This is a genomic window from Methylobacterium sp. NPDC097929 (genome assembly GCF_049543375.1).
GTDB lineage: Bacteria > Pseudomonadota > Alphaproteobacteria > Rhizobiales > Beijerinckiaceae > Methylobacterium.
The window spans coordinates 116,797-131,418 of the sequence record NZ_JBMVEP010000012.1 but is presented as its reverse complement, the minus strand read 5'-3'; the positions used below and the strand labels follow the sequence as shown (position 1 = coordinate 131,418).

Below are 14,622 nucleotides of genomic sequence, written 5' to 3'. Positions count from 1 at the left end.
CCGGACGGCGTGCGGAGACGATCGGCAAGCGGCGTCCCGGTCGGCGTCCCTATGCTCGGCGCGAGGCCTCGCGCGGTCAACGAAACGTGTTTCCAAAGTCAGGGCCGTCGGAAGGAGGTTCTGCCCGCCTACCTCGGAATGCTGGAAGATAACGCTCTGCCCTGTCGCTGATGCGTAGGACATCTGTTGTGGACGCAACTTCAGCAAACTCTCGCCGAAACCTCTTTGAGTGGGGCGCAGTGTTCGACGCCAAAGGTCGGCCCGCCGCCGTACCGAACCGCCGGATGGAAAATCTTCTCGCCCGAGCCGACTTCGGGAAATTCCATCGCAAGGCACGACCCATCTTAGAAAGATGCTTCGATTGACTTTGCCGACGCGCGATTGAAGATTGAATACATCGGCCCGAACAACGAGGCCGTCCCCCCTATCGATGCGCCACGCCGTCCCGGCTCACCGGGTGGATGTCCGCGCGCGTGCCCTGCTCGGAGACGACCAATGACCGACGCCCCCCCGCGCCCCGGCCTTCTGCCGTCGCGCCGGTCCCTGCTGCGCGCGGGCGCCGCCGCCGCGGCCCTGCCCCTCGGGTTCGGGATGGGCGGCGTGCAGGCCTGGGGGCCCGGTCCTGTGCCGTTCGATCCCGGCCCGATCTGCCGCCCCACCGCTGGGGAGGCGACTGCGGGCCCGTTGAAACCGATCAAGCTCGCCTGGAACGCCACCGCGATCTGCACCGCCGCCGCGCCGCTCGCCAAGGAGCGCGGCATCTTCGCCGCCCATGGGCTCGACGTGGAATTCGTCAATTTCGGCGGCTCGACCGAAGCGCTCCTGGAGGCCATCGCCACGGGCAAGGCCGATGCCGGCATCGGCATGGCTTTGCGATGGCTGAAACCCCTGGAACAGGGTTTCGACGTGAAGATCACCGCCGGCCTGCACGGCGGCTGTCTGCGCCTGCTCGGGGCGAAGTCGGCGGGCATCACCGACATCGCCGCGCTCAAGGGCAAGACGATCGCGATCAGCGACCACGCTAGCCCGGCCAAGAACTTCTTCGCCCTGCTGCTCGCCAAGGCCGGCATCGATCCGGAGACCGGCGTCGAGTGGCGCCAATACCCGGCCGATCTCCTCAACCTCGCGGTCGAGAAGGGCGAGGCGCAGGCGCTGGCCGATTCCGACCCGCGCACGTGGATCTGGCTGAAGGACCCGAGATTCGCGGAGGTCGCCACCAACCTGTCCGGCGACTATGCCGACCGCACCTGCTGCGTGGTCGCCGTGCGCGGCAGCCTGATCCGGGGCGACCGGGCGGCGGCGGGCGCGCTCACCCGCGCCGTGCTGGAGGCCGGCCACCGCGTCCACGAGAACCCGGAGGATGCCGCCCGCATCTTCTCCGGTTACGGCGGACGGGGCTCGGTCGAGGATCTGGCCGCGATGCTGAGGAGCCAGCACCACGGCGACCGCCCGGTCGGCGCCGACCTCAAGCGGCAGCTCGTGCTCTACGGCGACGAACTGAAACAGGTGAACGTCCTCAAGCGCTCGACCGACACGGCCAAGTTCGCCGAGCGCGTCTATGCCGACGTGCTGAGCTGAGGCCCCCCATGGCCAGTCTCACCGGTTTTGCCGGCACCCTGCCCCATGCGGCGCGCCTCCCCGGCTTGCCCCTGCGGGCGCTCGCCCTCGGGGCGGCGTGGCTCGCGCTGGCGGCAGCGACCTACGCCCTGCCGGAGGAGGGCGACTTCCCCTACACCGCGACCTTCGCGAGCGGCGCGCTCGCCCTCGGCCTCGCCCTGGCGCCGCTCGCCGCCCTCTCAGGCCGCCTCGGCCGAGCCGGTGCCGCGCTCGCGCATTGGGCGCCCTGGCTGACGCTCGTGGCGCTGGGCTTCCTCGCCTGGGAACTGATCACGGCGAAACTGGCGTGGTTGCCGATGCCGTTCTTCCCGCCGCCGCAGGCGATCCTGGAAGTCTTCCTCGACGACTGGCCCCGGCTCGGCGGCAGCATCCTGGCCTCGCTGAAGCTCCTGGCCGGGGGCTACCTGATCGGCGCCGGGCTCGGCTTCCTGCTGGGCGTCGCCATCGGCTGGTCGAAGGCGGTGGGCTACTGGGCCCATCCCGTGCTGCGCTTCGTCGGGCCGCTGCCCGCGACCGCGTGGCTGCCGCTCGCGTTCTTCGTGTTTCCCTCGTCGTGGTCGGCCAGCACGTTCCTGATCGCGCTCGCCACCGGCTTCCCGGTCACGGTGCTGACGTGGTCGGGGGTCGCCGGGGTCAACAAGGCCTATTTCGACGTGGCGCGCACGCTCGGCGCCTCGCCCGCCTTCCTCGTGCTGCGGGTCGCGGTACCGGCGGCGCTGCCGCACGTCTTCGTCGGGCTGTTCATGGGGCTCGGCGGCTCGTTCGCCGTGCTGGTGGTGGCCGAAATGCTCGGCGTGAAGGCCGGCCTCGGCTGGTACCTGCAATGGGCCCAAGGCTGGGCGGCCTACGCCAACCTCTACGCCGCGCTGATCGTGATGGCGTTGATGTGCTCCGGGCTCATCAGCCTGCTGTTTCGCTTACGCGACCGGGTGCTCTCCTGGCAGAAGGGGCTGGTGCAATGGTAGCCGCGACGCTCGAACGCCCCGCCCCGGCCGCCGCCGGTTCGCGCCTCGCGGTCGAGGCCGTCTCCCACGACTTCGACATCCGCGGCGCGGCGCTGCCCGTCCTCGACCGCATCTCGCTCGACGTGGCGCCCGGCGGCTTCGTGGCCCTGCTCGGCCCCTCAGGCTGCGGCAAGTCCACCCTGCTGCGCCTCGTCGCCGGACTCGAGCCGCCCGGCGCCGGACGCATCGCGATCGACGGCACGCGGGTCACTGGCCCCGATCCGTCGCGCCTGCTCGTGTTCCAGGATCCGACGCTCTATCCCTGGCGCACGGTGCGGGGAAACGTGACGCTGGGGCTGGAGGCCCGCAGCGTCGCGCGGTCGGAGCGCGCGGCGAAGGTCGAGGCGGCGCTCCGCCTCGTCGGGCTCGACGGCTTCGCGGAGGTGTTCCCGCACCAGCTCTCCGGCGGCATGGCGCAGCGCGCGGCGCTGGCCCGCGCCCTGGTGAACGCGCCGCGCCTGCTGCTCCTCGACGAACCGCTCGGCAAGCTCGATGCCCTGACCCGACTCAGCCTGCAGGCCGAGATCCTGCGGCTGTGGCAGGAGACGCGCTTTACGGCCCTCCTCGTCACCCACGACGTGGAGGAGGCCCTGGTGCTGGCCGAGCGCGTCATCGTGCTCTCCGACCGCCCGGCCGCGATCCGCGCGGACCTGCCCGTCGATCTGCCCTATCCGCGCCACCGCGACGATCCCGAACTGGTGCGCCTGCGCCGCACGATCCTCGGTATCCTCGGTCAATCGATTTGATCGGCTACTACTGCGGGTAGTGCTATGTTTATCCGTGCGACCATCCATTCGGGGAAGATATGATAGTATAAAAATGTGTCGATTATTTTTAAGCAAAAGTGATGAAAACGCTTGATTTCAAATAGTAAAATCCGATTATAATCGATTATGATGGTAGATTATTTTATTTTACTGTTATTTGTAGGTTGATTAACCAACATTGTGGGGCGGGAATCGACGTATCTGATCGGGCCTCGGCAAGTAAAGCAGAGTAATCTTTTCTACGAGTCCCTACTCGATACTCACGTTTATGCCGACGATCTCCTCCGCGCCATCGACCACTTCGTCGATCTCACCGGCCTGCATCCGGAACTGGCACCGTTCCACGCCTCTACGGGCCGTCCTTCGGTCGATCCCGAACTGATGATTATCGGCCTGCCGCAGCCGCTCAGAACCTGAGGAAGCTGACCAAGATCATCCCGGTCCCGCAGCCGAGCCTTGGTTTAATTGGAAAGGAGGCCTTGGGGCCGATGGAAAGGGATTGTTCCCGCGCGTCGCCGATCTCAGCCGCCGCCGAGTTTTGCAACGAAATCGACTCCTTGCAGACATTCAAGGTTACCTTGCTCCCTGGTTGCCTCCGTTCGTACCAGAGTCCGTTCTGGTTCTGGTCCTGCTTGGACCGGATTGCAAACGCGTTCGGAGTGAGCCAGCCGAGGCTCGTGTGACGGCGGCAGGTGTTGTCGTCCAACCGACAGGGACGGGACCCGGAAGCGCCGGCTACATCTGCACGCGGCTCTGAACCTCGAAAATCCGAGCCGGCGGTGCCTCGCGCTTCTCCGGAAGATTCTCCGGCACGCGACAGGGCCTGGGACGACGGCGCCCTCAAGTCCCAGGTCAAGCTCAATCGCGACCCGAACGCGGGCTGGGTGAGCTACTGCACCAAGCGCTCCTGGCTCGCGCTGCCCGGCATCCACGCCCGGTTCGCCTGCGACCGCCCTGGCTCCCCTTGGCGTCTTAGCTTCGACTGTCCGGCGCTCACGATGACGAACGACATCCGGGCAGAGGCCCAGGAGCTTCACCGGAAGGCCCGCGAGATCGTGCAGGAGGCTCGCCATTGGACGGCAGCGCTTGAGGTGCACGGCGAGTCCCCAGCATATCTGGAGCCGGCACTCGGGGCAGATGTTGCTAATCGAGCCGAACCGGCACCGGACGAGACGACGCGGCCCTCGACGGCGGCCTCTACATTGAGGCCGCGTTCACCGTCTCGGCGCTGCCTGCGCCGGACGGGCCGTTCCGGATGCCTGACACGGCCCAGTCGCGGGGACCACCAGAGATAGGCCGGAGCCTCAAAAAACCTTAATATTCTGATCAACCATTCATGTGAGCGCTCCGCAATTGTCCGTGACAGAGGGCTACGGCTGAATGTGCTGCGGTTCCATTTTGCAAAAGGCGGGCTGTAAAGCGTGGTATAAAATCTGAGAGTAGCCATGCGCCTCACCATTATCACCCTTGCAGCCATTCTGCCCGTCACAGCACATGCTCTTGATCGCCCCGGCCCCGTAACACTGGACCAAAGTGCTCGCGCCTGCGCGAACCCCTATGACCACATCAGGAGCATCCAACTACTTAAACAGGATATGCATGCGCTTGTCGCCTTTTAGCAGGAAACAGAGGCGGACGGCCGGTGCTGGATTGTTCCAGCTGGAAAGAGCGTCTTCGCGATGGAGCGAGTGAATTATCCAGAAATCATGGAGTGCATTCGGGTCCAGGGCGAAACAAAATGTGGTTGGAGCATGCCATACGTCTTCCTTTATTCGAAAAGGTAGACACTCGCTGGCCGATTTTACACTCGGTCACGACCCGCCGCCCGAGATAAGTCATTGCTGGCTCAAATATACATCTACAGTTATTTTTGACGATCCACTGGGCATCGACCATTCACACCGCGTCGGCAGAGGAGTCGCGCGATGCGAACCGGGCCGGCACCGGAGATCGCCATGCACATGAGAGCGTTTGAAGTTGGCGATCGTCACGCCGACCTTCAGGAAAAGCTGTCAATCGTGTCCCGTCGCGTCGAAGGCTCAGAGCACCGGACTGTCCGTTTCGATCCAAACTTCGGTCTGAGCGTCATTGACCATCACGGGCTGGAGAATCAAATCATGTGGTAGACAGCGCAACCGATCCCGATGGGTTAGCCGAGATCGAAGCGACTCTCGCTGAGCTTGACCGATCCTCGTGACTGGATCGTTGGCGTCGGCCTGGGCTTTGTGAAGCTAAGCCAGAGCGCCCGCTTGCAGTCCCTGCTAAACCACAATCGAACTACAAAGTACTGCATCAGTGCCAAGCTAAGTCAATGTGGATGCAGTATAAAACTTAATGGCGGAGAGGGGGGGATTCGAACCCCCGATGGGCTTGCACCCATGCCGCATTTCGAGTGCGGTGCATTCAACCGCTCTGCCACCTCTCCGCAGAGGTGTCGTGACGACGGGATGCGCCCTAGCACGCGGCCGGCGGCCCCACAAGCCGGCTCCATGCAAGATTTGCGGATGCGGTGCAGGGGCTCTTGCCCACGGGTGGGCGGCGGTGTTCATGCCGGCCATGTCCGATCTCTTCGCCTCCGCTGGCCTCGATACGGGCGCCCCCCGGCCGCTCGCGGATCGCTTGCGCCCGCGCCGCCTCGCCGAGGTCGTGGGGCAGGAGCACCTGACGGGACCGGACGGGGCGCTGACCCGGCTGCTCGCCTCCCGCTCGCTCGGCTCGCTGGTGTTCTGGGGACCGCCCGGCACGGGCAAGACCACCGTGGCGCGGCTGCTCGCGCACGAGACGGCCCTGCATTTCGAGCAGATTTCGGCGATCTTCTCCGGCATCGCCGACCTGCGGAAGGTGTTCGAGGCGGCGCGCAAGCGGCGGGCGACGGGCCAGGGCACCCTGCTGTTCGTCGACGAGATCCACCGCTTCAACCGGGCGCAGCTCGACGCCTTCCTGCCGGTGATGGAGGACGGCACCGTCACCCTCGTCGGCGCGACGACGGAGAATCCCTCCTTCGAACTCAACGCGGCTTTGCTCTCCCGCGCCCGGGTGCTGCTGTTTCGCGCCCTCGACCCGGGCGCGCTCGCCCGGCTGCTCGCGCGGGCCGAGGAGCTGGAGGGCACGCCCCTGCCCCTCGACGAGGAGGCGCGCGCCGCACTGATCCGCATGGCCGACGGCGACGGGCGCGCCGCGTTGACGCTGGCGGAGGAGGTGTGGCGCTCGGCGCGCCCCGGCGAGATCCTCGATGCCGAGACGCTGCAGACCCTCGTGCAGCGCCGCGCGCCGATCTACGACAAGGCGCAGGAGGGACACTACAACCTCATCTCCGCCCTGCATAAGACCGTGCGCGGCTCCGATCCCGACGCGGCACTCTACTATCTCTGCCGGATGCTCGACGCGGGCGAGGACCGTCTCTTCATCGCCCGGCGCCTCGTGCGCATGGCGGTGGAGGATATCGGACTGGCCGACCCGCAGGCGCTCGTCGTCGCCAACGCGGCCAAGGATGCCTTCGACTTCCTGGGCTCCCCGGAGGGCGAACTGGCGCTGGCCCAGGTCACGGTCTATCTCGCCTGCGCGCCCAAATCGAACGCGGTCTACACCGCCTACAAGGCCGCCACCCGCGCGGCGAAGGCCGCCGGCTCGCTGGCGCCGCCGCGCACCATCCTCAACGCGCCCACGGGGCTGATGAAGCGCATCGGCTACGGCGAGGGTTACCGCTACGACCACGACGAGCCGGACGCCTTCTCGGGCCAGGATTACTGGCCGGAGGCGCTCGGGCGCCAGCACTTCTACGAGCCGACCGACCGGGGCATGGAAACCCGCTACCGCGAACGCCTCGCCTATTGGGAGCGGCTGCGCCAGGAGCGGCGCGGCGAGGAATAGACGATCCCCACCTCATCCAGGGACATCGACCGACCATGCAGGCCTATACGACGCTCGCGAAAACCTTCGCCCGCCTCGGCGCGCTGGAGGATGCGAGCGGCATCCTCGGCTGGGACACGCAGACCCAGATGCCCGACGGCGCCTCCGAGGCCCGCGGCGAGCAGCTGGCAGTGCTGCGGGTGCTCGCCCACGAGATTCTGACCGATCCGCGCAACGCGGAGCGGATCGCGGCGGCCGAAGCGGAGAGCGGGCTCGGCGAATGGGAGCGGGCGAACCTGCGCGAGATGCGCCGGGCCTACGCGCACGCCTCGGCCGTCCCGGGCGATCTCGTCGCGGCGGCCTCAAAGGCGGCCACGCGCTGCGAGATGGTCTGGCGCGAGGCACGGCGCGACTCCGACTTCCCGCGGCTGCGCCCGCACCTGGAAGAGGTGCTGCGCCTGCAGCGCGCCGTCGGCGAGGCCAAGGGGGCGGCTCTGCACCTCGCGCCCTACGACGCGCTGCTCGACGGCTACGATCCCGGCATGCGGCGGGCCCGCATCGACCCGATCTTTTCCGAGTTGCGCAGCCTGCTGCCGGATCTCGTGACCGCCATCCGCGAGCGGCAGGCGGCGCAGCCAGCGCCCCTCCCCCTGCCGGGGCCGTTCCCGGTCGCGATCCAGCGCGAACTGGGCCTGCAGCTGATGCGGGCGGTCGGGTTCGACTTCGAGCGCGGGCGGCTCGACGTGAGCCTGCACCCGTTCTGCGGCGGCGCCACCGATGATGTGCGCATCACCACCCGCTACGACGAGGCGAGCGCCACCGGCGCCCTGATGGGCGTGCTGCACGAGACCGGCCACGCGATCTACGAGCAGGGCCGCCCGGCCGCTTGGCGTCACCAGCCGGTGGGACAGGCCCGCGGCATGAGCCTGCACGAGAGCCAGTCGCTGCTGGTGGAGATGCAGGCCTGCCGCTCGGCCGAGTTCTGCGCCTATCTCGCCCCCGTCCTGCGCGACGCCTTCGGCGGTCGGGGGCCGGCCTGGGAGGCCGAGAACCTCCACCGCCTCTACACCCGGGTCGAGCCCGGCTTCATCCGGGTGGATGCGGACGAGGTGACCTATCCGGCCCACATCCTGCTGCGCTACCGCCTGGAGACGGCGATGATCGCGGGCGACCTCGCCGTCGCCGATCTGCCCGGCGCCTTCAACGACGGCATGAGGGAGCTGCTGGGGATCAGCGTACCCGACGACCGGCACGGCTGCCTTCAGGACATCCACTGGCCCGGCGGCAGCTTCGGCTACTTTCCGACCTACACGCTCGGGGCGCTGGCCGCCGCGCAGCTCTTCACGGCCGCGAATGCGCGCCATCCCGAGATCCGCTCGGGCTTGGCGCGGGGCGATTTCGCGCAGCTGCGCGGCTGGCTGCTCGAAACCGTTCACGCCCGGGGGAGCCTGCTGGAGACGGACGAACTGCTCGTCGCGGCCACCGGCAAACCGCTCGGCGCGGCCGACTTCCTCGCGCATCTGCGGCGGCGTTACCTCGGCGGGGCGTGAACGGCGGCTCGAGCGCGGATCGGGGATTGCATGTGCGGGCGCGGCGCCTTAACGGGGCCGCCCTCCCCGACAAGAACCAAGCGATCCGGTCCCATGGCGGCCTGCGGCCTCGATTTCGGCACGTCCAACACCACCCTCGGCATCGGCACGGGCGACCGGCCGGTGCTCGTGCCCCTGGAGGGCCGCCACCGCACCCTGCCGAGCGCAATCTTCTTCGCGCCCGGCCAGGAGGCGCAGATCGGGCGCGCGGCCATCGAGGCCTATGTCGAGGGCACGCCGGGCCGGCTGATGCGGGCGCTCAAGTCGGTGCTGGGCTCGCCCCTGATCGAGGAGACCACGCCGGTCGGGCGCGAGCGCATCCGCTTCCGCGACGTGATCGCCCGCTACCTCACCCTGGTGAAGGCGCGGGGCGAGGCCGAGGCCGGCGTGGAACTCGACACCGTCGTGCACGGACGCCCGGTGCATTTCGTCGACAACGACCCCGCCGCCGACCGCAAGGCGGAGGACACCCTGCGCCGGATCGCGGAAGGGATCGGCTTCCGCCATGTGCGCTTTCAATACGAGCCCATCGCCGCCGCCCTCGATTACGAGCGAAGCGTGACGCGGGAGGAGATCGCGCTGATCGCCGATATCGGCGGCGGCACCTCGGATTTCTCCATCGTGCGGCTCTCGCCCGAGCGCCACCGGCGCGACGAGCGGGCCGAGGACATCCTGGCCAATGACGGCGTGCGCATCGGCGGCACCGATTTCGACCGCAACCTGAGCCTCGGCGCGGTGATGCCGCTGCTGGGCCTGGGCAGCCCGATGAAGCGGGCGGATCTGGCGGTGCCGAACGCCTATTTCCACGACCTCGCGACGTGGTCGAGCATCAACCGGCTTTACAACGCGAAGACCCTGCGCGAGATCGACGAGGTTGTTCGCGACGCGGCGCGGCCGGACCTGGTGACGCGCCTGCGCTCCGTGGTGGAGGCCGAGCGCGGCCACTCGCTCGCCATGGCGGTGGAGGGCGCCAAGATCGCCGCCTCCGACGCGGGCGCCGGCACCGTCGATCTGGATTGGGTCGAAGCGGGCCTCGCCGCTAAGGTCGACCGGGTGCGTCTGGCCGGCCATACCGACGATCTGGCCCGCCGCATGGCCCGGCGCATCGAAAGCTGCCTGGACCAGGCGGGTCTCTCGGCCGACCGGATCGACGCGCTGTTCCTCACCGGCGGCTCGACCGGCCTGCCGCATGTCCGCGCCGCGCTGACGGCCTGCGTGCCCGGCGCGCGCGTCGTCGACGGCGACACCTTCGGCTCGGTCGGGCTCGGGCTCACCCTGGAGGCGGCGCGCCTCGCCCGCTGAGTCGGTCGGCGCGGGAGCGATCCCGGCGGCGCGCAGGGGCCGGCGAACCGGGTTTTGGCGTGTGATCGGCCGTCGCGCTTTGCGTCGTCCCCTCAGAGTGATAGCAGCGGCTCATGAAGGGACGTCCTCCACATCGCGGATCCGGAGCCAGGCGCGGGCCCGGCGGGCCGAAGGCCGGCGGGTTCACGCAGCGCGCCGGAACCGGACCGCGCAGCTCCGCCCTCGACGCCGCCCAGCGCGCCGCCCGCAACCGCGGTGAGGATGCCGGCGAACGCGCGCCCTGGAACGCTCCCGGGACTCCCGAGCCGGCACCGGCTCCGAAGCGCGCGTCGAAGCCACGGTCGGAGGCGCCCCGCACCCGGAGCGCGAAGCCGTCCGTGCAGGCCCCTCCCCCGCCCGAGGGTCCGACCCGGCGAGAGCAGCGCGCCGCCGCCTCGGCCACGCTGGCGAGCGGCGTGCAGACGCTGACGGTTGCCCCCGACGAGGCGGGCATGCGCATCGACCGCTTCCTGAACGCGCGCTTTCCCCAGCTTCCCTTCACCCGCGTGCAGAGCATCGTGCGCAAGGGCGAGCTGCGCGTGGACGGCAAGCGCGCCAAGCCGAACGACCGCCTTGAGCCGGGCGCGAGCGTGCGGGTGCCGCCGCTCAAGCTCGACCAGCCGGCCGACCGCCCCCGCAGCGCGGCGAAGGCCGCGGGGGACGCCGAGTTCATCCGCTCGCTGATCCTCTACGAGGACGCGGAGATGATGATCCTCAACAAGCCCTTCGGGCTGGCGGTGCAGGGCGGCTCGGGCACCGTGCGCCACGTGGACGGATTGCTCGACGCGCTGACCGGGCCGGACGGGCAGCGCCCGCGCCTCGTCCACCGCCTCGACAAGGACACCGCCGGCTGCCTCATCGTCGCCAAGACGCGCTTGGCCGCCGCGACGCTCGCCAAGTCGTTCCGCTCGCGCGCCGCGCGCAAGATCTACTGGGCGCTGGTGGCCGGCGTGCCGCGCACCCGCCAGGGCCGGATCTCGACCTACCTCGTCAAGGACGAGCCGACCGATGCGGATGCGCGCATGCGGGTCGCCCAGCACGGCGACGACGGGGCGAGCCACGCCCTCACCTACTACGCCACCGTCGATCAGGCGGCGCAGAAGCTCGCATGGCTCTCGCTCAAGCCGGTCACCGGGCGGACGCACCAGCTTCGCGCCCACGCCGCGCATATCGGTCACCCCATCGTCGGCGACCCGAAATACTTCGATGTCGAGAACTGGGAGCTGCCCGGCGGCATCCAGAACCGCCTGCACCTGCTCGCCCGGCGCATCGTGATCCCGCATCCGCGCACCGGCCGGCCCGTCGACGTCAGCGCCCCGCTGCCGCCGCACATGGCACAGAGCTGGAACCTGCTCGGCTTCGACGCCGCCCGCTACGATCCGATCGTCGAGGCGCCGGAGGCCTGAACCGGCACGCACGGTGCTTGGGCGACAAAGGACGCGCCTTGGAAAGCCGGTGTCACGCCTTAGCTCTTGCGGCGCGAGGATACCGCGTGGACGAGGGCGGGGGGGAATGGTCTTATCGGCCCTGACACGCCGTCTTCCGTCATCGGTTCTGTGGAACGAGGTCAGGTTCGCATGAGGCCCGTCACGCTGTCGTCCGTCGCGCTTGCCGGTCTGCTCTGCCTCGCCGCGCCGGCTGACGCCGCGCCGCCGGGCGAGGCCGGGCCGGCACCGACGACCGCTCCCGCCCCCTCCTCGCCGCCGAATTCGGCCGCCGCTCCGCGCACGCCTGCTCCGCCGGCTCCGGCGGCCTCTCCGCGCGCACCCGCGCCGGGCGTGCGGGCGCTCGAACGGAGGCGTCGCACCTCCTACGCCGCCTGCAACCGCGAATCCCACCGGCGACGGCTGTCGGGCGGCGCGCGCCGGCGCTTCCTCGTCCGCTGCCGGCTCGGCTACGAGCGGCGCCCGGCCTCCGTGCCGTCGCCCGCCCGCCGGCCTTGAGCGCTCGGACCGCCCCCTCCGTGCTCAAGCTCGTCGTCTTCGACGTCGACGGTACCCTCGTCGACAGCCAGCACCTCATCGTCGAGGCGCAGCGGCGCGCCTTTTCCGAGCACGGCCTGCAGGCGCCCCCGCGCAAGGAGGCGCTCTCCGTGGTCGGCCTGTCGCTGCCGGACGCGTTCCGCCGCCTCGTCGGCGAGGCGGGGCCGATCGAATCGCTCTCGCACAGCTACCGCAAGGCCTTCCAGGCGCTGCGGATCGATCCCGATTACGAGGAACCGCTCTTCCCCGGCATGGCGGAGCTGGTGGCGCGGCTGCACGGCCGCGAGGATATCCAGCTCGGGATCGCCACGGGCAAGTCGCGCCGGGGCGTCGATCATCTCGTGGACAAGCACGGCTGGGAGAACTGGTTCGCGACGATCCAGACCGCCGACGACGCCCCCTCCAAGCCCGATCCGGCCATGCTGCTCCAGGCCATGGCCGAGGCCGGCTCCGAGCCGGGCATGACCGTGATGATCGGCGACACCACCTTCGACATGATGATGGCCCGCGCTGCGGGCGTGGCCGCGATCGGCGTCGCCTGGGGCTACCACGCACCCGGCGCCCTGTTCGGCGCGGGTGCGGTCACCGTGGTCGAATCCGCGATCTCCCTCAGCGACCTGTTCTCCGGCCCCCTCGACGAAGCGCGGCCCGGCCCCGTCGCGGAAAATCTCGAACCGCCTCCGGGCGCGTGAGCCTGAGCCCGTGACGCGCCCGGACTCGCGCGGCCGCGCGCGAGGCCTTATCTGCAGGTCATGAGCACTTCAGGCGACGACGTGACCCGCGACTGGCTGGGCGAGCCCGGCGACGATCCGAGGCCGGACCCGGTCCGCGCCGCCCGGGCGAGCACGGGGCCGGCCCTGCCCAAGCGGTTCTACGCGCAGGCCGGGATCGCCGAGACCGAAGGCGGCTTCCGGCTGGTGCTGGACGGGCGCGGCGCCAACACGCCGGGCCGCCGGCCGCTGGCGGTGCCGACCGCCGCCCTGGGCGAGGCTCTGGCCGCCGAATGGGCCGCGCAGGAGACGGAGATCGATCCGCGCACCATGCCGCTGACCCGCCTCGTCAACACGACGATCGACGGCGTGGTGGATCGCCGGGCGGAGGTGGCCGAGGATCTGGCCGCCTATGCCGGCACCGACCTCATCGCCTATCGCGCCGACGCGCCGGATCGGCTCATCGCGGAGCAGGCGACCGCCTGGGATCCGCTGGTCGCCTGGGCCGCGGACGCGTTCGGCGCGCGGCTGTTCCTCGCCGAGGGCGTGATGCACGTGGCGCAGCCCGAGGGCTCGGTGGCGGCCCTGCGCGGGGCGATCGAGGCGGTGGACGATCCGTACCGGCTCGCGGCCCTGCACGCGCTGACGACGCTCAGCGGCTCCCTCATCATCGCCCTCGCCGTCCTCCACGGACGCCTGGAGGCGGCGCAGGCCTGGGACGCCGCGCATGTGGACGAGAGCTATCAAGCCGCCGTCTGGGGCCGCGACGCGGAGGCCGAAGCCCGCCTCGCTCTGCGCCGGGCGGAGTTCGATGCGGCGGCGACGGTGGCGCGGCTGGCGGTTTGATCTCGTCTCCGGTTGATTGCCCCGGCCTTCGCCCGTCTCCGTCGTCGCGAGGCGGAGCCGAAGCGACCCGGAGCGCGACCTGTCCGGAAGGAAGGTACGGAGCCCTGGATTGTTTTCGCTGAGCCTCGCAAGGACGCGGGAAGAGACCGAAGCGATCAATCGGAAACGGTCTGACGCCTCCTCTCCACCGCACCTCCGGGCCGGGCGCGAGCCGGTCTGAACTGTCAATCGTACGGGTCGCCGGGCCGGCTTCCCGAGGGCGCCCTCAGGCCGCGCAGGTGCTCGGTTGCAGCCGGGTCAGCGCTTCGGTGGACATGTCGGCGAGTGCCTGCAGGCGCTGCACCGTGCCGTCATCCGGCTCGACCGAGGCGCACCAATAGGCACCGAGGGCCGCGACCGGAATCGGCGTCCCGATCGGCGTCATGACGAGGCTTCGCACCGAACTGGCCTTATAGACGGCGACGGGGACGCGCAGGTCGTTCCAGACATCGGGCACGACCGCCGCCCGCCCGTTCAGCATCGCCCAACCGGAGATGCATTCCTCCAGGCGAAACCGGCTGCCGCGCCACAACGGCATGATCGCGTCCTCCGCCACGTAGTGGCAGAAGCCGCCGCTTCGCAGCACCACCGCGATGCCGTCCGATCCTGCAATCTCGCGGCCGGTCGCGCTCAGCGCCGAGACCAGTCCATCGAGCGAGGTAACGGCCAGCAATCGAGCCCGGGCGCTCGCCAGTCTCGCGGATTGAGCGTCCATGGAAAGCACCCGCGGGCGACCGCGCCGATTGCGCCCGTGACCCTAGCTGCAATCCGCGGCGATTGCACCCACACCCGTCAGCGGAGATCGACCGTCGTTCTGCCGACCATCGCTTCGAGACGCGTCGCGATCGGAGGCGGAGCAGCCTCGATCGGACGAACAG

The 14,622-nt window shown here is 69.5% G+C and carries 11 protein-coding genes, 1 tRNA gene and 1 pseudogene; 11 read left to right on the top strand and 2 right to left on the bottom strand.

The window, feature by feature from the left end; genetic code table 11:
• Positions 1–495: 495 nt before the first annotated feature.
• From ACPCJR_RS21950 to ACPCJR_RS21935, 4 genes and pseudogenes are all read left to right on the top strand, one after another.
• Positions 496–1,578: an ABC transporter substrate-binding protein gene (locus ACPCJR_RS21950; protein ID WP_391514904.1), complete on the top strand. Its 1,083-nt coding sequence runs from the start codon at positions 496–498 to the stop codon at positions 1,576–1,578.
• 8 nt (positions 1,579–1,586) lie between these two features.
• On the top strand, positions 1,587–2,582 hold the full coding sequence (locus ACPCJR_RS21945) for an ABC transporter permease (RefSeq protein WP_391514906.1): 996 nt from the start codon (positions 1,587–1,589) through the stop codon (positions 2,580–2,582).
• Positions 2,576–3,367, top strand: coding sequence for an ABC transporter ATP-binding protein (locus ACPCJR_RS21940; protein ID WP_391514907.1), 792 nt, complete (start codon positions 2,576–2,578; stop codon positions 3,365–3,367). Before ACPCJR_RS21945 ends, ACPCJR_RS21940 begins: the two co-directional genes overlap by 7 nt.
• A 222-nt stretch (positions 3,368–3,589) precedes the next feature.
• Positions 3,590–3,775: pseudogene (locus ACPCJR_RS21935) on the top strand (IS5/IS1182 family transposase); the annotation flags it as partial.
• A 1,948-nt stretch (positions 3,776–5,723) separates the two neighbouring features.
• Here ACPCJR_RS21935 and ACPCJR_RS21930 read toward each other — a convergent pair.
• Positions 5,724–5,813, bottom strand: a tRNA-Ser gene (locus tag ACPCJR_RS21930).
• Positions 5,814–5,944: 131 nt separating this feature from the next.
• On the opposite strand from ACPCJR_RS21930, the gene ACPCJR_RS21925 reads away from it, so the two are divergent.
• From ACPCJR_RS21925 to ACPCJR_RS21895, 7 genes are all read left to right on the top strand, one after another.
• Positions 5,945–7,258: a replication-associated recombination protein A gene (locus ACPCJR_RS21925; protein WP_391514908.1), complete on the top strand. Its 1,314-nt coding sequence runs from the start codon at positions 5,945–5,947 to the stop codon at positions 7,256–7,258.
• 35 nt (positions 7,259–7,293) lie between these two features.
• A complete protein-coding gene (locus ACPCJR_RS21920) occupies positions 7,294–8,787 on the top strand; it encodes a carboxypeptidase M32 (RefSeq protein ID WP_391514910.1) in 1,494 nt (497 codons plus the stop codon).
• A gap of 93 nt (positions 8,788–8,880) precedes the next feature.
• Positions 8,881–10,128 (top strand): Hsp70 family protein, encoded by a 1,248-nt coding sequence (locus ACPCJR_RS21915; protein WP_391514912.1) that lies wholly within the window; start codon positions 8,881–8,883, stop codon positions 10,126–10,128.
• A gap of 113 nt (positions 10,129–10,241) precedes the next feature.
• On the top strand, positions 10,242–11,573 hold the full coding sequence (locus ACPCJR_RS21910; RefSeq protein ID WP_391514913.1) for an RluA family pseudouridine synthase: 1,332 nt from the start codon (positions 10,242–10,244) through the stop codon (positions 11,571–11,573).
• A gap of 171 nt (positions 11,574–11,744) precedes the next feature.
• Positions 11,745–12,110, top strand: coding sequence for a serine/threonine protein kinase (locus tag ACPCJR_RS21905; protein ID WP_391514914.1), 366 nt, complete (start codon positions 11,745–11,747; stop codon positions 12,108–12,110).
• Between the two features lie 20 nt (positions 12,111–12,130).
• Positions 12,131–12,841 carry an HAD-IA family hydrolase gene (locus ACPCJR_RS21900; protein ID WP_391514916.1) on the top strand — a complete coding sequence of 237 codons (711 nt, stop codon included), beginning with the start codon at positions 12,131–12,133 and terminating at the stop codon, positions 12,839–12,841.
• Positions 12,842–12,901: 60 nt separating this feature from the next.
• Entirely contained in the window at positions 12,902–13,705 is an 804-nt protein-coding gene (locus tag ACPCJR_RS21895) for an ATP12 family chaperone protein (protein WP_391514918.1), read from the top strand.
• Between the two features lie 265 nt (positions 13,706–13,970).
• Here ACPCJR_RS21895 and ACPCJR_RS21890 read toward each other — a convergent pair whose 3' ends face one another.
• On the bottom strand, positions 13,971–14,459 hold the full coding sequence (locus ACPCJR_RS21890; protein WP_391514920.1) for a GAF domain-containing protein: 489 nt from the start codon (positions 14,457–14,459) through the stop codon (positions 13,971–13,973).
• Positions 14,460–14,622: the final 163 nt, after the last annotated feature.